Here is a 19,183-nt window from a genome sequence, read left to right on the forward strand (position 1 = left end):
GCTCAATACAGGAGAAATGAGAATATCACTCTCTTAGGAAACCATTACTCCAGGAAATATGACTGCAACTTTTCGCGCTCAATACTACCAAGACCAAATTCCTGCTGTAGCCATTGCTCGCGGCTCCCGTAACGCTCTTGAATACATCGCAGTGCAGTTTGAATAAACTCTTCTCGAGCCGACAATACAAATGCAAACTGCCCTAGCGCCTGAGAATTTAGTTTTAATGCCAATTCCGCCAGCATGTGTTCACGGAAAGGTGCCAATGTTGTTTCAGTCAACAGGTAATCTTCCAATACAGTCGATTCATCAGCGCCTAAGGCAAACAATACCAAAGCCGAACCCACTCCAGTACGGTCTTTCCCGACGGCACAATGCTGTACCACACCAGCAGCTGCATACTCTGGTGAGGCACTATTTTGTAGCAAACTGACTAACTGTTTATAAGCTGGATTATTAAATGGCAGGCGACGGTACAGCTCTAACATGAAAGCTCTGGCATCAAATGTTGCTAACGTCTCGTTAGTCAGTTTTTCCAGATTGGCGTTAACTTCACTGCTGAGGGGATTGGCTGGAATATTGTGATAACTGGCACCTTGCCACACAATATCGGGCTTAGCCTGGACTTCATCCGCATCGCGGTAATCAAGGATTTGAGCGACAGAGCTGCTGCTAAGAACAGCACAATCTTTGGTGCTCAAACGGTCAAGTGATCCTGAACGAAACAATAACCCGCGCTTAATACGCCGGCCATCTGCAACGACGTTACCACCGAGATCGCGGAAGTTAATACCACCATCCAGTGGTAATAGGGAAGGATGAGATAGAGCAGGTGTCGTCATGTTTTCCTCTTATTTTACTGTCCATTATAAGAGCTACGACATTAACAGATAATCAGCCGAAAAAAAGAACGGGCCAGTAAACTGACCCGCTCATTTGGTATTCATTGATTCGCTTATTGCGGGTTTACCCATAAGCCGCCTGTATTACAGCAGGTGACGAGCCGCCTCAACGACGATTTTTACTGCGTGGCTTTCAGTCGCTTTCATGGTTTCTTCGTTCGGGATCTCTTGCTGGGTGCGGTTAACAATCACCCCTGCGACCATACCGGCACGCAAGCCTTGGCTGGCACACATTGTCAGCAGGGTGGCAGATTCCATTTCATAATTCATCACACCCATAGATTGCCATTCTTCCATAGAACCTTTAAAGCGGCGAACAACACGTCCAGAGTAAGTATCGTAACGTTCCTGCCCTGGATAGAAAGTATCTGAAGACGCAGTAACGCCAATATGAGTCGTCGCACCGACTGATTTAGCCGCGTTAACTAATGCCGTGGTGCAATCAAAATCAGCCACCGCCGGGAATTCCATTGGTGCAAAGTGCAAGCTGGCACCGTCTAAACGTACCGCTGCGGTGGTGACCAATACATCACCAACATTAATATGTGGCTGAATCGCACCTGTAGTACCAATACGTAGGAACGTCCGCACACCAAGTTGTGCCAATTCTTCAACCGCAATAGAAGTTGAGGGGCCACCGATACCCGTTGAGCAGACAATCACAGCTTTGCCATCGAGTTCGGCACGCCATGAGGTAAATTCGCGATGTGAAGCCAGATGTACTGGGTTATCCATCAATTTAGCGATTTTCTCAACACGCTGTGGGTCACCCGGAACGATCGCCAGAGTCGCCCCTTGCAAATCATTTTTAGTCAGGCCCAAGTGAAAAACGTCGGATTTAGCCATGTGTGAGACTCCTCTTTCATGAGAGATGTTATGTCCGTCATACTTCAAGCTGCATGTGCGTTAGCTATTTTTAATCCAAATAATCAGTTACTTATGTAAAATCATCGGGATTAATGAGCCTCAAAAAGGCTCACCCTGCGGGCTAGCATAAATGCTGTTCAAATCGGTTTTTACCGAGTTGTCATTCACTTGCCGCCTTCCTGCAACTCGAATTATTTAGGAATATAGGGAGGTACAAAGGAATACTTTACTCAAAATCATCGCATAATTTCGTGATAGCAGTCACTTTGACAAAAGAAATGATAAATACAAATACATTAAAATTGTGATATTAGTCACAAATTAAAACTATCTAGCCTGAAATTCATACAAACACCGTCCACTGCAGTAATGATTTTATATATGAATAACAATAGTAGGACTCATTGAGCAATGTTGGATGAATATCTTCTTACCAGTAGCTTATTTATCTACCGTACTCATGCCGCGATAACATGCTTAATTACTGTAAACCTCATCTCATTAATCCCAAAGATTACCTATAGTTAAAGTCGTCAACAGCAAATACCAAGGGCAATGGATAGCTCAACCCAATAAGACTTTACCGAGTCATACTTTCCTCATTTCATAAGGAGACCACCGTGAAAACTGATCAATCTATGACTCTCAGGCAGGCGACAAGCGGATTCACACCCGCAGTAGACCCTCTGGCTCCAACGATCCGCCATACCGATCAACAAGGGATTCACTGCACAGAAACGACCATTCCATCTCAAGGCGATGAGTTGCCAGCTTATATTGCTAAACCGGCCCAACACTCGGGGCCATATCCTGTGGTGATTGTTGTGCAGGAAATCTTTGGTGTGCATGAGCACATTCAAGATATCTGCCGCAGATTGGCAAAGCAGGGTTATCTGGCCATTGCTCCTGAGCTGTTTTTCCGCCAAGGGGATGCCAAAGAATATGATGATATCAACGCGCTAGTTAAAAATCTGGTCAGTAAAGTACCCGATCGACAGGTGATGGTGGATCTTGACCATACCGCCCACTGGGCATCGCGCCATGGCGGCGATACCAGCAAATTAGCCATTACTGGTTTTTGCTGGGGTGGGCGTATTGCATGGCTATATGCCGCCCATAATCCACAATTAAAAGCCGCAGTGGCCTGGTATGGCAAACTGGTAGGAGAAAAAACTTTACTGTTACCAAGATATCCGGTTGATGTTGCCGTCGATCTCAGCGCCCCCGTGCTGGGGCTGTATGGCGGTAAAGACGGAAGTATCACGCAAGAGCATATCGATACCATGCGTCAGGCATTGCGAGCAGCTAATGCCGATGCTGAAATCATTGTTTATCCAGATGCAGGGCATGCCTTTAACGCTGATTACCGCCCAAGCTACCATGAAGAATCGGCTCTCGATGGCTGGCAGCGCATGCTTGACTGGTTTGCGCAGCACGGAGTCGCAGCCAATCCTGTTAACGAAGATGATAAATAGCAGTCACAAAAAAGGGCGCAATATATGCGCCCAAAGTCCCACAACACAGAGTAAACCGTTATTAATCAGACCTGTTCTTCGCGCAGACGTTGTGCAGCCAACACCATGTTTGCCAGAGCCTGGCGGGTTTCCGGCCAACCACGAGTTTTCAGGCCACAATCCGGATTGACCCACAGACGTTCCGCCGGGATACGCTGAGCCGCTTTGCGCAGTAAAGCCTCAATCCATTCCACACTTGGCACATTCGGCGAGTGAATATCATAAACGCCGGGGCCAATCTCATTCGGATAAGAGAAATCTTCAAATGATTCCAACAACTCCATATCTGAACGAGAGGTTTCGATAGTAATAACATCAGCATCCAGCGCAGCAATAGAATCCATGATGTCATTGAATTCGCAATAACACATATGGGTGTGAATCTGAGTATCGTTTTGCGCGACTGCAGCATTCAATTTAAAAGCATCGACGGCCCACTGTAGGTAAGCCTGCCAGTCAGCGCGGCGTAGAGGTAGGCCCTCGCGCAGCGCTGGCTCATCAATCTGAATAATACCAATACCAGCTTTTTCCAGATCCTCCACTTCATCACGCAGTGCCAACGCAATTTGCTTAGCGATGGTTTCGCGGCTGACATCTTCGCGTGGGAATGACCAACACAGAATAGTCACCGGCCCAGTCAACATGCCTTTTACCGGTTTATCGGTCAATGATTGAGCATATTTCGCCCATTCAACGGTGATGGCTTCAGGGCGGCTGATATCACCAATAATCACTGGTGGCTTAACGCAACGTGAACCGTAGCTCTGAACCCAACCATTTTGCGTAAAGACAAAGCCGTCCAGATGCTCGCCGAAATATTCCACCATGTCATTACGTTCAGCTTCACCATGAACCAACACATCCAGCCCCAAACGTTCCTGCTCAGCAATAGCTTGTTTGATGTGTTCGCTAATACCGGTGCGGTAGTTTTTACCATCCAGGCGGCCTTGCTTGAAGTCCAAACGCAAGCCACGGATCTCGGTGGTTTGTGGGAATGAACCGATGGTGGTGGTCGGCCAGGCTGGCAAGTTAAAGCGCTTACGTTGGGCAGTTGCACGCGCCTCATAAGGCAGTTGGCGTTCAATATCTTGCGCAGTGATCGCCGCCAAACGCTGTTCTACTTGCGGATTATGCACACGGCTGGAAGCGCGACGAGCACGAATTGGTGCACTGTAAGCCGCTAGTTCAGCCAGTTTGGCTTCACTTGGTGCATTCAATGCTTGAGTCAACAACGCCAGTTCAGCACATTTTTGCAGGGCAAAGGCAAACCAGCTCTTCACTTCGGCATCAAGACGCGTTTCTTCACTTAAATCAATTGGGCTATGCAATAAGGAACAAGAACTCCCCAGCCACAGCGGGCGGCTATTCACCAGCGGTTGCAAGCGCTCAAACCAGTGACTCAGATCGGCACGCCATACGTTACGACCATTGATAACGCCCAGTGATAGCAACCACTCTTGCGGCAATGTTGCATTCAGCTCAGCAATATCATCCTGACCGGCAACCACATCAACATGCAGCCCTTGCACTGGCAGAGCGCGGATAGTGTCGAGGTTATGACCAATACTGTCGAAATAGGTGGTCAGCAACAATTTAACCTGGCCTTGCAGCACCTGATAAGCCGGTTGGTAAGCATCCAACCACTCTTGTGGCAATTCCAGCACCAATGCCGGTTCGTCAATTTGCACCCACTCGATGCCGCGTTTGGCCAATTCGCCCAGCACTTGCTGGTACACCGGCAGAATGTCTTGCAATAATGACAAGCGATCAAACTGCTCACCTTTCACTTTACCCAGCCACAGATAGGTTACCGGGCCAAGCAATACCGGCTTGATTTTGTGACCTAATGCCAGTGCTTCATCCACTTCATCTAACAACTGAGTCCAGCCCAGTTTGAACTGCTGGCCTTGTTGGAACTCTGGCACCATGTAGTGATAATTGGTGTTAAACCATTTGGTCATTTCTGCCGCAGCGGCCGGTGTACCGGTTGGTGCCCGGCCACGGCCAATGCGGAATAAGGTATCTAAATCAATCGAACCATCGGCATTCTGATGGCGCTCCGGGACGTTACCCAGCAGCAAGCTGGTGGTCAGGACATGGTCATACCAGGCGAAATCACCAACTGGCACTAAATCAACGCCAGCTTGCTGTTGCTGTTGCCAATGGCGGGCGCGCAATTCACGACCCACATTGAGCAATTCTTCTTGCGTGGAGTTGCCTGCCCAGTAACTTTCTTGTGCTTTTTTCAGTTCACGTTTCAGACCTACACGCGGAAAACCCAGTGTGTGATTTAAAATTGTCATCGTCTTATTTCCCATTTAGCCATCCAGATGTTTACACATCCATAATCAGCAGGTACTGTATTAATCACAAGCGCAATTTGCTCACTGTCACTGTGAAGGACTCTCATGATCGAACTGAAACACTTACGCACCCTGCAAGCTCTGCGTAATACCGGCTCACTGGCTGCGGCGGCAACACAACTTCATCAGACCCAATCGGCGTTGTCCCATCAATTCAGTGATCTGGAGCAGCGCCTGGGTTTTCGTCTGTTTGTGCGTAAAAGCCAGCCGTTACGTTTCACAACGCAAGGTGAGATCCTGTTGCAGTTGGCGGAACAAGTGCTGCCGCAAATCAAGCAAGCGCTGCAAACCTGCAACGAACCACACCAAACTGCGCTGCGTATCGCCATCGAATGCCATAGCTGTATTCAATGGCTGACACCCGCGCTGGATAATTTCCACAAAAGCTGGCCGCAAGTGGCGATGGACTTCAAATCAGGCGTGACTTTCGATCCACAACCAGCCTTGCAGCAAGGGGAGTTGGATCTGGTGCTGACATCAGATATTTTGCCGCGCAGTGGCCTGCACTATTCGCCGATGTTTGATTTTGAGGTGCGTTTAGTATTGGCACCTGACCATCCATTAGCTAATAAAGCTCGTATCGAGCCGGAAGATTTGGCACAAGAAGTGTTAATGATTTATCCGGTGCAGCGCCAACGGTTGGATATCTGGCGGCATTTTCTGCAACCGGCGGGGATCAATCCCGCATTGAAAAATGTTGATAACACCTTGCTGCTGATTCAAATGGTCTCAGCACGAATGGGGATCGCCGCCCTGCCACACTGGGTGGTAGAGAGCTTCGAACGTCAGGGGCTGGTGGTGACGAAAACACTGGGAAATGGTTTGTGGAGCCGGTTATACGCTGCCGTCCGAGATGGAGAACAGCGTCAACCGGTCACTGAAGCCTTTATTCGTTCGGCCCGGCAACACGCTTGCGAGAGTCTGCCGTTTGTAAAGAATGCGGAGCGACCCAACGCCGGTGTACCCATAGCGAGGCCATTATCACAATTGCCCCAATGATAAAGCTGGGCCAATGGGGTTTTTCTTGCCAAATAGCCAGATTCACCAGTAACCCAGCCGGAACATGCACGTTATTCATGATACCCAAGGTGCCAGCATCAACTTGTGTCGCACCATAGTTCCACATGAAGTAGCCCAAGGCCGAAGCCCCAACACCCAGCCAAACCAGCACGCCCCACTGCAACGGCGTGGTGGGCAGTTTTTGTGGATTGCCGAAAACAAACCAGGCAATGACAGCAACAATCAAAGCGCCGACGTAGAACCATGAAAATGCCACATGCTGCGGGATAGGATGAACCTCCATCAGACGTTTGTAGCCCACCTGCCCAATGGCAAAACAGATATTTGCCGCCTGAACCAGAACCAATCCCCACCAAAAGTGTTCACTGAGATGGTCATAACGGATGATTGCCGCCCCAGCTACAGCCAGCAAAGCACTGAGGGCATAGCCCCACCGCAACCGCTGACGGCGCAGCAAATCATAGATTAAGGTGACATACAGCGGCGTCATAACGGTGAACAACAGAAACTCCGGCACAGTCAAATAGAGATACGCGCGGAAGCTGAACAAATACATGATACCCAGTTGAATTGCGCCCACCGTCATGTACAGCAGAATCACCCGCCAATTGATATTGCGCCAACGCAGGAAAGGCAGGAAGACCAGTGCCGCCAGCCCGACACGCATCAGCACAGAGAACCAGCTATCTACCTGGCCTGCCAGATATTCGCCAATCAGGCTAAAAGAGAACGCCCACAAGATAGTGGTAATAACCAGTAACAACACAATAGTTGGCTCTTTGAGGTGATAAAGCGCAATTGTAACGGATGTTGGACACTAATTATTAGCGAACTAGGTTTACATTTGATCAATAATAAGCCAAACGAATGATATCCGCTGTCAGAAATACCATTCGTTGGAGAAAACTCATTTTCTGCGGTTAAGACATCCCGACGCCAATAATGGTCAGAATCAGTGGGGTCGTGACAGCTGCAAGTACCGTGGACATAACCAGACTGGCAGCAGCAGGGCCGGTCAACACATTAAATTGGCGCGACATCAGATAAACGTTTACACCCGTTGCCATTGACCCGAGCAATACCACCACTTGCGTTTCCAGCACGGGTAAATTCATTGCCCACGCCAGTGCCCATATCACCATCGGCTGCACTATCAATTTCAGAAAGCAGATAGCACTGCTGATTTGCCAGCCCTCACTCACACGATATTCCGCCAACCCCATGCCCAGCACGATCAATGACAACGGCGGAGCAACCTGCCCCAGCATAGTGACTGGTTGGTCGATAAATTGCGGCAATTGCAAACCGGTCAGACTAAATAAAGTACCGGATATAATCCCAATAATCAGTGGGTTAGTCAGTACACTACGGGCGGTTTTCGCAAACCCGGCTAATGTTGGCGAACCATTGCGCGCCCACTCCACGGAGATAGTGACTAATGTCCACAAGATCAATCCGTTAAATACCAAAACCAACGCCACTGCCGGAATAGATTTTTCCCCCAACATCAGGGTGGCGATAGGTAGCCCCAGCATCACGTTATTGGAAAAAATCCCCCCGAGGGCAAAGACCGAGCCGGATACACCATCCAGATGAAATACCCGGCTGGCGATGATTCGCCCGATAACAAATACCACCAGACAACTGCCAAAAAAGGCAATCAGCAAGCGAGCATCCACCGCAGGGCGTTCAGAGAAATCGCACATCATACGAAACAGCATGGCAGGTAACGCGAGGGAGAAGACAAAGCGGGTCAGGCCATCAGTGATGGTGGATGGCCATTTACCAAATCGAACCAAACCGTAGCCCAGTGCGAGTAGAACAAACAGCGGAGAAGACAAAACAATCTGGTGCCAGAGCGAAATAACAAAGGCGGGCATGGTTCACTTCCTGTCAAGCCGGGCCAGGTCAGCCCGTAAATGTAAGAATGACTGACCGCTCTGTTTCCTTTTCTGTTTATATCAAAGTCATTGGAGTTACAGGTAGGCAGCAAGCTAACGCCCCTGTAGCTTCAAGGACGAGGATACTATATCAAATTCATTGGCGTTACAGGTAGGCAGCAAACGAGTACATCCCGATGAGCATACACAAGTATGTGATTCGGGTGAGTGAGCGCAGCTAACGCCCCTGTAGCTTCAAGGACGAGGATATATCAAATCTATACGGTCAGTACAGACACAGTCAACGCCCCAATTTAACAATTCCTGCGCCCGCGCGGGTTGGTTGACGGTATAAACCAAAATACGCAGCCCGGCGGCTTTGAGTAACGCCACCCGCTCGGCTGTCAGTTGTTTGTGGTTAATATGCAAAGAAACGCAATCCAAATCGCGCGTCATCGCCTGCCAGTTGTCATCCCATTTATCCAGCAATAAGCCACGCGGCAACTCAGGTGCTGCCTGCTGCGCCGCCACTAATGCCTCATATGAAAAAGAGGATAATAACGGTGGAATCGCCTGGCCTTGCCATAATAAGCGAGCAGCCAAAGCAATAGCACGGCCGGTCGGGGTTTCAGTCCCGGTGGTCGGTTTAATTTCAATATTTACCGCCATACCATACTGGGCACAACGGACCGCCACCTCAGAGAGCAATGGCAGGCGCTCACCACGAAATGCTGTGCTATACCAATCACCGGCATCCAGCTGAATCAGCTTTTCCCAGGGTAACTCTCCGGCCACGCCCCAACCATTGCTGGTGCGCTCCAGAGTGTCGTCATGCAGCAAAAATATCTGGCCGTCTTGCGATAACTTGGCATCAAACTCAATCATCTTGTGGCCGTGATGCGCGCCGACATCAATCGCCGCCAGAGTATTTTCTGGCGCTAATGAACCGCCACCTCGATGAGCAACAATAGTTGGATAAGGCCAGTTTTTACTCATGATTCCATCCGTAGTCCGCTTTCTGAATCAAAAAAGTGCAGCGCCGCAGGTGGCAGATACAAATGCAATATACTGCCCGCCGCGGGCATCTCTTCATGGGATAAACGGGCGATCACACTCTGCCCACCCCACTGCCCGTGCGCTAAATTATCCGCGCCCAACAATTCGAGCGTTAATAAAGTCATAGGCACCCCCTGCGCTGAGTTTTTTTGCTGAGATACCGTTGGCTGAGATACCGTTTGCTGAATATGCTCCGGACGGATACCCAGGGTCAAGCGCCGATCTGCCCATTGTGGCCGTGGAACCTCCAGCGGCAAAGTCATGCCATCCGCTAAAATAAAGGCTCGCCCATCCGGGCTGACGGTGCCGGCTAACAGGTTCATCGCCGGTGAACCGATAAAGCTGGCAACAAATAGAGTCGCAGGTCGTTGATACACTTCACTTGGCGTGCCAATTTGCTCCGCCACGCCTTTATTCATAACAATCACCCGCTGGGCCAGCGTCATGGCTTCAACCTGATCATGAGTGACATACAAACTGGTGGTTTTTAATCGCCGATGTAACTGTTGCAGCTCAAGGCGCATCTGTACCCGCAGCTTGGCATCGAGATTAGACAAGGGTTCGTCGAATAGGAACACCGCCGGTTCGCGCACAATCGCGCGGCCCATCGCAACCCGCTGGCGCTGACCGCCGGATAACTCGCGCGGTTTGCGTTTGAGCAACGGTTGCAGCTCCAGTATTCGAGCCGCTTCATCTACGCGCTGGCGAATTTGCTCTTTGCCAAAACCACGGATTTTCAGGCCATAAGCCATATTGTCAAACACGCTCATATGGGGATATAGCGCATAGTTCTGAAACACCATGGCGATACCACGATCTTTGGGTTCCATATCCGTCACCCGCAGATTATCGATATAGATATCTCCGCTGGTGGTGCGTTCCAGCCCTGCGACCATACGCAGCAGTGTCGATTTACCACAACCGGACGGGCCGACCATCACGATGAATTCGCCATCAGCGACATCTAAATCAATCTGCTTTATCACTGGCGTGACGCCATCATAAGATTTGGTTACTGCCTGAAGTTTTAAACATGCCATATCAGATTACTTCTCACTGTCTACCAGACCGCGTACAAACCAACGCTGCATCAAAAGGACCACCGCAACCGGTGGAATTAAAGTCAAAATCATCGCAGCCATCACCTGATTCCACTGGGTTGGAGCGCCCGATGTAGAAATCATGCTTCTTATCCCCGCCACCGCCGTGCCCATCGAAGCATCGCTGGTAATTAGGATTGGCCAGAGATATTGATTCCAACCATAGATAAAAGTGATAACAAACAACGCTGCCAAATTGGTTTTAGACAGAGGCAAAACGATATCCCAGAAAAAACGCATAGCCCCTGCCCCATCAATGCGCGCCGCTTCCAATAGCTCATCTGGCAAGGTCATAAAGAACTGGCGGAATAAGAAAGTGGCGGTAGCGGATGCCATCAGCGGCAGAGTCAGACCGGTGTAGCTATCCAACATATTTAGGTTGGCAATCACCTGAATCGTCGGGAAAATTCGTACTTCCACCGGCAACATCAGAGTGAGGAAAATTAGCCAGAAAAATAGATTACGTAGCGGGAAGCGGAAATAGACGATGGCATAAGCGGACAGCATCGATACCGTGATTTTGCCGACGGTAATCGCCAATGCCATCACAAAGCTATTAAACAGCATCAACCCAAAAGGTGCGCTGTTATTACCCACACCAGCATGCCAAATATGGCTGATGTTCTGCCATAAATGCGGCCCAGGAATCAGCGTCATTGGCACCTGGAACACCTGGGTGTCGTCCAGAGATGCCGCGACAAAAGCCACATACAGCGGGAACAGAATCAACAGCACGCCGATAATCAGCATGACGTGGCAAAAGATATCCAGCCCTCGGCGATTCTCAATCATTGGTAACGCACCTTACGCTCAACAAAGCGGAACTGGATAACCGTCAGGCCAATCACCAGCAACATCAGCACAACCGACTGAGCGGCGGAACTGGATAAATCCAACCCGGCAAAACCTTCGCGGTAAATTTTATAAATCAGGGTGGTGGTTGCCTGCATCGGGCCTCCACCTGTTGCAGCATCAATGACCGGGAAAGTATCGAAGAAGGCATAGACCAGATTCACCACCAGCAGGAAGAAGCTCACCGGTGAAATCAACGGCAACACCAGATTGAAGAAGCGGCGCACCGGCCCGGCTCCGTCAATGGCTGCGGCTTCAACTAATGAGCGCGGGATGGATTGCAGCGCAGCAAGGAAAAACAAGAAGTTATAACTGATTTGCTTCCACACCGACGCCAACACCACCAGAAACATCGCCTGCCCACTATTTTGGGCGTGATTCCAGTTGTAGCCGAGTGAGGCCAGAAAATGAGTGATCAACCCCAGACCGGGATTGAACAAAAAGATCCACAGCACTGCCGCCACGGCAGGAGCTACGGCATAAGGCAAAATCATTAAAGTTTGATAGATACGGCTGCCGCGCAGCACATAATCCACCATCGCCGCCAGAAATAGCGACACCACTAAGCCAATTCCCGCCACCAGTGAGCTGAAAATCAGTGTGGTGTAAAACGAGGCTAAATAGTATTCATCGTGAAACAGCGCAATAAAGTTACTCAGCCCAACAAATTCGCTGGAAAGGCCGAATGGATCGAGCATTTGTACCGAATACCACAGTGCTTCACCGGCAGGCCACAGGAAGAAAACGGCGGTGATAGCCAGTTGCGGTAATACCAGCAGGTAAGGTAACCAACTACAGGAAAAACCGGGACGGGAAGATGACATAAAATTAACCGTTTATCGAACAAGATGCTAATGGCAACACAGAGTCATTGGCCTGATGAATACGGCCAGTTTGAGTGCGAAAATCGCTAGCTCAAACTGGCAAGTAAAGTAGCCAAATAATATTACTTGTTGGTTTGCTCGAAACGACGCAGCAACACATCACCTCGTGACACAGCGGTATCTAATGCTTGCTGTGGCGTTTTCTTGCCAGTCCAAACACCTTCCAGCTCTTCATCTACCACCGTGCGAATCTGTGGCATATTGCCCAGACGCAAGCCTTTGGTATACGGCAATGGCGGCTTGTTCAGCATCTGGCGAGTGGCGACATCAGCACCTGGATTCTTGTCATAGAAACCCTGTTGCTTGGTCAGCTCATAAGCGGCGGTGGTGATAGGCAAGTAGCCTGTTTTCTGGTGCCATTCAGCAGCAATTTCCGGCTGGGTCAGGAATTGTAGGAATTCAGCTACGCCCTTATAAGTATCTTTGTCTTTCCCATCCATCACCCACAGGCTGGCACCGCCAATAATGGCATTTTGTGGTGCATCCTTGGCATCAGCATCATAAGGCATCATGCCCACACCGTAATTAAATTTGGCGTAATGACGAATATCCGCAAGAGATCCGGAAGAGGCCGTGGTAATAGCACAATCACCGTTATAGAACTTGGCAGTCGATTCATCTTTACGACCAAAATAGGTGAAATCACCTTTCTTGTTCATATCAGACAGCAATTGAATATGCTTAACTTGCAAAGGCTTATTGAATTCCAATACCGCATCGGTGCCATCAAAACCATTATTACGGCTGGCAATTGGCTGACCATGCCAGGCACTGAAGTTTTCAATTTGAATCCACCCCTGCCAGCCGCTGGCATAACCACAACTTGATCCTGCGGCACGTAATTTAGCAGTATCTTCGGCCAATTCTTGCCAGGTTTTAGGCGGTTGATCTGGATTCAAACCCGCTTTTTTGAAAGCATCTTTGTTGTAATACAACACCGGCGTGGAGCTGTTAAATGGCTGAGATAATAAGTGGCCAGTTTTAGCATCAGTGTAATAACCCGCAACCGTCGGGACGAAAACGGATTCATCAAAATTAATATTGGCGTCTTTAAATACCTGGAATACCGGCTTAATCGCCTTACTCGCCATCATGGTGGCGGTGCCAACTTCATAAACCTGCAAAATAGCCGGCGCTTTCCCTGAACGGAAAGCAGCAATGCCCGCCGCCAGACTTTGTTCGTAGTTGCCTTTATAGACCGGCACAATTTTATAATCGCTATGCGACTGGTTAAAGCGATCAGCTAACGAGTTAACTTCTACGCCTAACTCTCCTTCCATTGAATGCCAGAAAGGAATTTCAGTTACCGCCATCGCATTGGCACTAAATGCCAAGGTCAGTGCGACACCAATCGACGTTTTACGAATAGCATTGTTAAACATATCTGGCCCCTGAATAAATCTGTATGGCCCATCTCAATGAATTTCTATGGATGAGCGAAATAAATCAGTTTTTGTTCGGAAGCAAACATGACACCTTTTGATGACAGAAATATAACTCCCACATGACAGAAAAGTGACAAAACAATGAAAGTGTCGGGTCAGATATGTGTCAAACGAGTTAATCTTTTAAATAACACTTATTAGTCAGCAATGACTGTTTATCCCCTTAAAAAACAACCCACAATGAAGATAATCGAAAAATTAATTTAACTTAAACACTACTCAATCATTAATAACATTAATTAAGTATAATGATAGATTATTTATAATATTAGATAATAGAATAACCGAAACCAAATAGAATAGGACTAACTCTTACTTGAAATAGTGCTATTTAAAATGATAGTGTTCTTTCCGGCTTACAGAATGGTGTATTAACGCAACTATTTAACGCCCTCGTTATCATTGCCACATACACATATAAGCCACTCGTACTATTAATGCCTTTCCATTAATGGATAAGGATTTTATATAACGGACTATCGGGTATTTACGATGAAAAAAACACTACTTTCAGTTATAACTATGGCTATTTTGGTTAGCGGTAGTGCTAATGCAGAACCTGTAGAAAAAGACATTGCTGTTGAAGCAAAGATTGTTACAGCTATAAAAGTCAGTAAAGACAATGGTCGCACACTTGATTCTATAAAAATGGCATATGACACTATAAAAAATGATGGTCATTTTAGCCATAGCGAAAAGATTAAATTTGTTTCTGTCGGTGGAACTAAAATTAAAGTCTCATTAAGAGAGGCTTTTGAAATGAATGACACTAGCAACACTAAGAAATTTACAGATTACAAAATAGATATAGATGGTCAAGAGTTAAAACATGCTAGTGGTGAACAATTTTTCGATCTAGTGAATAAGGAGTACTCTGGCGATTTAAATATCCAAGCTAAACAACCTAAAAATGCTGCAGATGGTGAGGTATATAACGGTGTTCTTAAGTTTGCTATAGAAGCTGAAGCGTAATCAATAAGATAATAAAATTTCCTTATTTTTAATACATACAGTCAGGGGTGCACTCCTGGCTGCATGCTACTTTCAACTAAATACATATATAAAATGGCGTTGCCAGAAACACTAATATAAAAACCCATTTATTGGAAAAGAATATTGTTATACACAGCAAGTTATGGAATGGAATCCCATGGAAAAATCGCTAATCATTAATAAGGCTGCCGTACTTGCGTTATCGCTTGTTTCATTTAATTCATCCAGTAACGAAGATATAACTATTGAACATTTAGTTCCTGCTGGTTTTTCTGCCGTCGAAGAACATAATACACGACAGTTATTGGGCATATTAGACGGGAAAACCTTGCCAAGTCCGTTGTTCTTCTCAGAAGAGAAACAACAACTAATATTTAACCAACAACAGTATCGCGATAACCATATTGATGAGTCATCCATTACATTATTGGCCGATATCTTACCGAAAATTCCTTATTTGCAATGCCAAAATGGTTGTGACTATATCTTATCGGAACATCACGTCACCGTAGATAAAATCAATCATGTTATCACCATAACCCATAGCAAGAACCGCTACCTTATACCGGTTACCACTTGGGGGTTGGTGCATAACCAATCCTTTGATCTGCGCATGACAGCAAAGAATTACCGCGCTGTTTCTGCACGTGGGCAAGGATATATTGGTTTGCCTTTTCAATCATTTGGCTTTGCCCATTGGTTTTATAACACCACTCGAACCAAAAATAATTACGTATTCGCAGATCAATCACAATACCGACAACAAACCCAGATGGGCATTGGCAGCTGGTATCTGCAAAAAAACTTTCAGGCGCACTATTTGCGCGCTGGTCGGCAAAACAATCTCGATAACAGCGCGGGGAGTATTCATACCCTAATCAATCCGTCTCTGGACCAATTCGTCACACTGGGTAGCCAAAGCTACTTAGCGATTGATAAGCCCTCAGCAGGCAGTTTAGTGTTATATGCTATCAGCGAGGGTGATTTTGAAATTTACCGTGATGGTCAACTGATCCGCCGCATACCAGCCCAACTGGGTCGTAACGAAATTGATTACAGCCAACTCCCCGGCGGCTATTACACCATTGAGATTCATTTAGTGGATCGCACCGGAAAAATCATTAATCAGGAAAGCCAAACCATCAGTAATATTGGTACACAAACCAATAATGGCTGGTTCTTGACCCTGGGCAAAGGTGCTGTACGTAACGATAGTCACCCTCATTTGATGCAATTTGGCCGCAGCATAAATCTAAAAAGCCTACAAACCAATATCACACTACTCAAAGACACAGCCCATCACTGGGCTGCCGAAGGTAATGCCTCACATCCTTTAGGAATTCCCAATCTGGATATCACCCCAACATTGGGGCTAATGTCAGGTGAAAAACGCAGTGGCGGGTATTTACGCTTAACGGGAGGAAACTCTAGTTTGGGGTATGCCTCGATCGCTCGTTATCAGACGCCGGACATCTCAATATATGCACCTAACGCCGGTAGCACCTCGGCTTCTTATAGTCGTCGCTTTGGGCCTACTCAGCTTAGTTATCAATTCAATCAATACAAAAATAGCAGGCAACACCGTATTCAAAGTCGCTGGAACTGGCGGCGGCCTCAATATGGTATTGCTCTATCACTCGGCGTGCAAAAGGGTGGCCAATGGAACAGCCAAAATAATTACGGCGTATTTCTCAATACCACCCTATCGTTCCTCAAAAGTAGCACCAGTATCAACAGTGCCTACGTCAGGCAGCAGTTGACAACCAGTGCCAGCTATCAGAACGAGTTTAGTGATAACTACGGCACCAGCATTTTGGGAGTCGATGGTAGCACCAGCGGGAATCACAATAGCATTGGTAGCTTTGTTCATCGCGCTGGTAGCCGTGGAGATATCGCAGCCCGCTTTGGTATTGATAATAAGATAGCCAATGGTGGCCTTAGCTATAACGGCATGCTGGCCGTCGGTCCCCAGGGTATTGCACTTGGGCGCAGCAGTTATAGCGGAACTGCATTGCTGATAGAAACACCGGACCTGGCGGATACTCCTTATAGCTTCAATGTAGAAGGCCACCCAATAACTGGCAGCGGTACTTACGCAATACCTATTCCCCGCTATCAGGACAGTTTATTCATCCGCACCCACAGCAACCGTAGTGATCTGGATATGAACATTCGGTTACCAGTCAATATCGTGCGCGCTCATCCGGGTCAGGTCTTTTCCAGCAAAGCAAACATCACTTTAGATCTGCTTTACAACGGTTTTCTTAAAGACTCACAGGGGCAGCCTGTGAGTGGGGTTATTCAGGGAACCGGTGATAGCGTTCACCCTAATGGGCTGTTTTCCATTCAGTCGGGCGTGATACTAAAAAATATCACGGTTCAAAGCACTTCTGCCCGTTACCGCTGTGATATGCGCCAGCAACACAATCACATTTATCTTTGTCATATGGATTAATACCACAGGAATGGTTATGAAATACGCTTACTTATTCTCCATAATTGCTTTATTGGTTACACCTATTACAACCACTTTTGCGCAGTTAGTGGCCATACCGACTCGAACCACAGTAGAGGCTTTGGATCAGCAGCGCACTGTGCAGGTTTATAACAGCGGAGATAAGCCACTTTATCTGGATATCACGTTACAGCACATCAATAACCCAGGAGTCAGCCCTGAGCAGAAAACACTGATCAGCGATATCGCTCAACCTGAAATGATTTTTAATCCCAACCGCATCACCTTAGGGCCAAAGCAAAAGCGCGACATTAAGCTATTACCGCTGAAGGCACCTACTCAGGAAACACTTTATCGCTTGAATATCAATCCAGTAGTCGATATCAAAGCGGTCAACAATAAAGAGGATGATAAGAAAATTCATGCCCCCGTAACCATCAGTATTGGCTATGGGATACTTATTCATCATGTTCCTTCTCTGGCCGTACAAACTCGTCACTGGCAACATCAATGTTCACCTGATGGCACAATTACACTCAATTCTATCGGCACCGTTCACAGTAAATTCAATCAGTTGAAATCCAGTGATAACCCAACACTAACAGATAGCTTGAATCTCTACCCCGGCACCCCCGCCACCCTGTCAGTTAAACAACTTATTGGTGAGGCAGATAATGAAACCTTTACTATTCGTTGTGACTAGTTTCATACCTCTTGCTGCTTTTGCAGTCATAGATATTCAGCCACATGTACAGAAAGTGCAGCTGGAAAGTGCAGTAGTCACAGTCACTAATCATGGTACTGAATCTGAATACATCACCGTACAACTGTATAAACTCAATAACCCCGGTGAATTACCTGAGCAGGAGTTATTAACCCCGGTCGGTGAACAAGTACAACCCGAATTGTTTGCTGCTCCAGCAAAAATGACTCTTGGGCCGAAACAGAGTGGGAAGATATTACTTAAAGCGCTTAGTACGCCTGATAAAGAGCAAGTTTATCGATTAGCGGTCAGACCTTTAAATAATCGAAAAGTGAGAGGAAATGGTGCAGTTCTGGGTGTGCAGCTCAGTTATATGGGGTTGATCAGGCACTTGCCTGCATCACAACAGCTCCAATGGACACACCGCTGTCTCAACGACACGCTGGTATTACACAATACCGGTAATACTCGCCTGCAATGGTATCAATTAGAAACTCAGGGCCGAGTTATCAATGATTTTAATCTGTATCCCGGTCAACAGCGGCAGTTGGTCGTCAGTAACCTAAAGGGAATCGTCGAGGATAAGGCTGTCAGCTTGCGTTGCCCTAATGACTAGAAATAAGGAACACGATGAACACATTGAAAATTGCACTGATATTATTCCTACTCCCCTTGCTGGCCAAAGCAGATGTGATCCCATTGGGGGATATTGACATCACACTGGAGGTAACCGCACAACCCAGAATTGAGGTCGAAAAACCGCAGGGCGGCTGGTACAGCAGCATCAAACTAAGAAATAACCCAGAGAATCCTTCGATTTATCAGGCAGAAATTCCGGTAACAATAAAACTACGCCGACAAGAAAGCTACCGTGTTTCAGTGAAGCAACCGCTGATACTCGCCCGCCACTCCGGAGTGATGTACACCCCGGCTCAGAAGTTTTCACCTGCTGAAATAAGTTGGGGAACGGATCATGCCAATATGCGTCCGCTATCGCATAAACCAGAAATTTTCAGCATTAGTAAAAATACATCAAACCAGACCAGTACGGATTATCTATTACAGATTACCGCTCTGGCACCCAAGGGGCCAGATACAGTCGGGAAATATCATGGCCAGCTAACATTATTGTTTGAAACAAATAGCTGA

Annotated in this window: 17 protein-coding genes; 7 read left to right on the forward strand and 10 right to left on the reverse strand. The window is 47.4% G+C overall.

Features of this window, described 5'->3' with window-relative positions:
- Window positions 1-44: 44 nt before the first annotated feature.
- Both FTB31_RS01475 and udp read right to left on the reverse strand, forming a co-directional pair.
- Window positions 45-842, reverse strand: a complete 798-nt coding sequence (locus tag FTB31_RS01475; RefSeq protein ID WP_050076882.1) for a tyrosine-protein phosphatase — start codon at window positions 840-842, stop codon at window positions 45-47.
- A gap of 144 nt (window positions 843-986) precedes the next feature.
- The gene (gene udp, locus FTB31_RS01480) at window positions 987-1,748 is read right to left on the reverse strand and encodes a uridine phosphorylase (RefSeq protein ID WP_019080151.1); all 762 of its coding nucleotides are present in this window, start codon (window positions 1,746-1,748) and stop codon (window positions 987-989) included.
- Between the two features lie 641 nt (window positions 1,749-2,389).
- Between udp and FTB31_RS01485 the strand changes: the two genes are divergently transcribed.
- Window positions 2,390-3,244: a dienelactone hydrolase family protein gene (locus FTB31_RS01485; RefSeq protein WP_227727305.1), complete on the forward strand. Its 855-nt coding sequence runs from the start codon at window positions 2,390-2,392 to the stop codon at window positions 3,242-3,244.
- 65 nt (window positions 3,245-3,309) lie between these two features.
- Here the strand turns inward: FTB31_RS01485 and metE are convergent, their stop codons facing one another.
- On the reverse strand, window positions 3,310-5,586 hold the full coding sequence (gene metE, locus FTB31_RS01490) for a 5-methyltetrahydropteroyltriglutamate--homocysteine S-methyltransferase (protein WP_227731044.1): 2,277 nt from the start codon (window positions 5,584-5,586) through the stop codon (window positions 3,310-3,312).
- 105 nt (window positions 5,587-5,691) lie between these two features.
- On the opposite strand from metE, the gene metR reads away from it, so the two are divergent.
- Complete coding sequence (metR, locus tag FTB31_RS01495) at window positions 5,692-6,645, forward strand: HTH-type transcriptional regulator MetR (protein ID WP_005163900.1); 954 nt, start codon at window positions 5,692-5,694, stop codon at window positions 6,643-6,645.
- Here metR and FTB31_RS01500 read toward each other — a convergent pair.
- The 7 genes from FTB31_RS01500 to ugpB all read right to left on the reverse strand — a co-directional run bounded on the left by FTB31_RS01500 (window position 6,533) and on the right by ugpB (window position 13,820).
- On the reverse strand, window positions 6,533-7,432 hold the full coding sequence (locus FTB31_RS01500; protein ID WP_077295595.1) for a carboxylate/amino acid/amine transporter: 900 nt from the start codon (window positions 7,430-7,432) through the stop codon (window positions 6,533-6,535). The genes metR and FTB31_RS01500 overlap by 113 nt on opposite strands.
- Window positions 7,433-7,586: 154 nt before the next feature.
- On the reverse strand, window positions 7,587-8,546 hold the full coding sequence (locus tag FTB31_RS01505; protein WP_050076878.1) for an AEC family transporter: 960 nt from the start codon (window positions 8,544-8,546) through the stop codon (window positions 7,587-7,589).
- A gap of 255 nt (window positions 8,547-8,801) precedes the next feature.
- Entirely contained in the window at window positions 8,802-9,542 is a 741-nt protein-coding gene (gene ugpQ, locus FTB31_RS01510) for a glycerophosphodiester phosphodiesterase (protein ID WP_227720076.1), read from the reverse strand.
- On the reverse strand, window positions 9,539-10,642 hold the full coding sequence (locus FTB31_RS01515; RefSeq protein WP_050076876.1) for a sn-glycerol-3-phosphate import ATP-binding protein UgpC: 1,104 nt from the start codon (window positions 10,640-10,642) through the stop codon (window positions 9,539-9,541). The genes ugpQ and FTB31_RS01515 overlap by 4 nt, the downstream gene beginning before the upstream one ends.
- A gap of 6 nt (window positions 10,643-10,648) precedes the next feature.
- On the reverse strand, window positions 10,649-11,494 hold the full coding sequence (gene ugpE / locus FTB31_RS01520; protein WP_050076875.1) for a sn-glycerol-3-phosphate ABC transporter permease UgpE: 846 nt from the start codon (window positions 11,492-11,494) through the stop codon (window positions 10,649-10,651).
- The gene (gene ugpA / locus FTB31_RS01525; RefSeq protein ID WP_004703935.1) at window positions 11,491-12,378 is read right to left on the reverse strand and encodes a sn-glycerol-3-phosphate ABC transporter permease UgpA; all 888 of its coding nucleotides are present in this window, start codon (window positions 12,376-12,378) and stop codon (window positions 11,491-11,493) included. The genes ugpE and ugpA overlap by 4 nt, the downstream gene beginning before the upstream one ends.
- A gap of 122 nt (window positions 12,379-12,500) precedes the next feature.
- Complete coding sequence (gene ugpB / locus FTB31_RS01530; protein WP_050076874.1) at window positions 12,501-13,820, reverse strand: sn-glycerol-3-phosphate ABC transporter substrate-binding protein UgpB; 1,320 nt, start codon at window positions 13,818-13,820, stop codon at window positions 12,501-12,503.
- A gap of 555 nt (window positions 13,821-14,375) precedes the next feature.
- On the opposite strand from ugpB, the gene FTB31_RS01535 reads away from it, so the two are divergent.
- The 5 genes from FTB31_RS01535 to FTB31_RS01555 all read left to right on the forward strand — a co-directional run bounded on the left by FTB31_RS01535 (window position 14,376) and on the right by FTB31_RS01555 (window position 19,183).
- Window positions 14,376-14,855 (forward strand): CS1 type fimbrial major subunit, encoded by a 480-nt coding sequence (locus FTB31_RS01535; RefSeq protein ID WP_050076873.1) that lies wholly within the window; start codon window positions 14,376-14,378, stop codon window positions 14,853-14,855.
- A 163-nt stretch (window positions 14,856-15,018) separates the two neighbouring features.
- Window positions 15,019-17,331: a TcfC E-set like domain-containing protein gene (locus FTB31_RS01540; RefSeq protein WP_077175514.1), complete on the forward strand. Its 2,313-nt coding sequence runs from the start codon at window positions 15,019-15,021 to the stop codon at window positions 17,329-17,331.
- 16 nt (window positions 17,332-17,347) lie between these two features.
- Window positions 17,348-18,034, forward strand: coding sequence for a fimbrial biogenesis chaperone (locus FTB31_RS01545; protein WP_050076871.1), 687 nt, complete (start codon window positions 17,348-17,350; stop codon window positions 18,032-18,034).
- Window positions 18,006-18,650: a fimbrial biogenesis chaperone gene (locus tag FTB31_RS01550; RefSeq protein ID WP_227720499.1), complete on the forward strand. Its 645-nt coding sequence runs from the start codon at window positions 18,006-18,008 to the stop codon at window positions 18,648-18,650. Before FTB31_RS01545 ends, FTB31_RS01550 begins: the two co-directional genes overlap by 29 nt.
- Before the next feature lie 14 nt (window positions 18,651-18,664).
- Entirely contained in the window at window positions 18,665-19,183 is a 519-nt protein-coding gene (locus FTB31_RS01555) for a fimbrial protein (RefSeq protein WP_227720498.1), read from the forward strand.

It is taken from the genome of Yersinia proxima (assembly GCF_902170785.1).
GTDB classification, from domain to species: Bacteria; Pseudomonadota; Gammaproteobacteria; order Enterobacterales; family Enterobacteriaceae; genus Yersinia; species Yersinia proxima.

Bases quoted from the DNA above. Each gene is read 5' to 3' on its own strand.
- FTB31_RS01475 (WP_050076882.1), bottom strand. From the start codon at position 842: ATGACGACACCTGCTCTATCTCATCCTTCCCTATTACCACTGGATGGT.
- udp (WP_019080151.1), bottom strand. From the start codon at position 1,748: ATGGCTAAATCCGACGTTTTTCACTTGGGCCTGACTAAAAATGATTTG.
- metE (WP_227731044.1), bottom strand. From the start codon at position 5,586: ATGACAATTTTAAATCACACACTGGGTTTTCCGCGTGTAGGTCTGAAA.
- metR (WP_005163900.1), top strand. From the start codon at position 5,692: ATGATCGAACTGAAACACTTACGCACCCTGCAAGCTCTGCGTAATACC.
- FTB31_RS01505 (WP_050076878.1), bottom strand. From the start codon at position 8,546: ATGCCCGCCTTTGTTATTTCGCTCTGGCACCAGATTGTTTTGTCTTCT.
- ugpQ (WP_227720076.1), bottom strand. From the start codon at position 9,542: ATGAGTAAAAACTGGCCTTATCCAACTATTGTTGCTCATCGAGGTGGC.
- FTB31_RS01515 (WP_050076876.1), bottom strand. From the start codon at position 10,642: ATGGCATGTTTAAAACTTCAGGCAGTAACCAAATCTTATGATGGCGTC.
- ugpE (WP_050076875.1), bottom strand. From the start codon at position 11,494: ATGATTGAGAATCGCCGAGGGCTGGATATCTTTTGCCACGTCATGCTG.
- ugpA (WP_004703935.1), bottom strand. From the start codon at position 12,378: ATGTCATCTTCCCGTCCCGGTTTTTCCTGTAGTTGGTTACCTTACCTG.
- ugpB (WP_050076874.1), bottom strand. From the start codon at position 13,820: ATGTTTAACAATGCTATTCGTAAAACGTCGATTGGTGTCGCACTGACC.
- FTB31_RS01535 (WP_050076873.1), top strand. From the start codon at position 14,376: ATGAAAAAAACACTACTTTCAGTTATAACTATGGCTATTTTGGTTAGC.
- FTB31_RS01540 (WP_077175514.1), top strand. From the start codon at position 15,019: ATGGAATGGAATCCCATGGAAAAATCGCTAATCATTAATAAGGCTGCC.
- FTB31_RS01545 (WP_050076871.1), top strand. From the start codon at position 17,348: ATGAAATACGCTTACTTATTCTCCATAATTGCTTTATTGGTTACACCT.
- FTB31_RS01550 (WP_227720499.1), top strand. From the start codon at position 18,006: ATGAAACCTTTACTATTCGTTGTGACTAGTTTCATACCTCTTGCTGCT.
- FTB31_RS01555 (WP_227720498.1), top strand. From the start codon at position 18,665: ATGAACACATTGAAAATTGCACTGATATTATTCCTACTCCCCTTGCTG.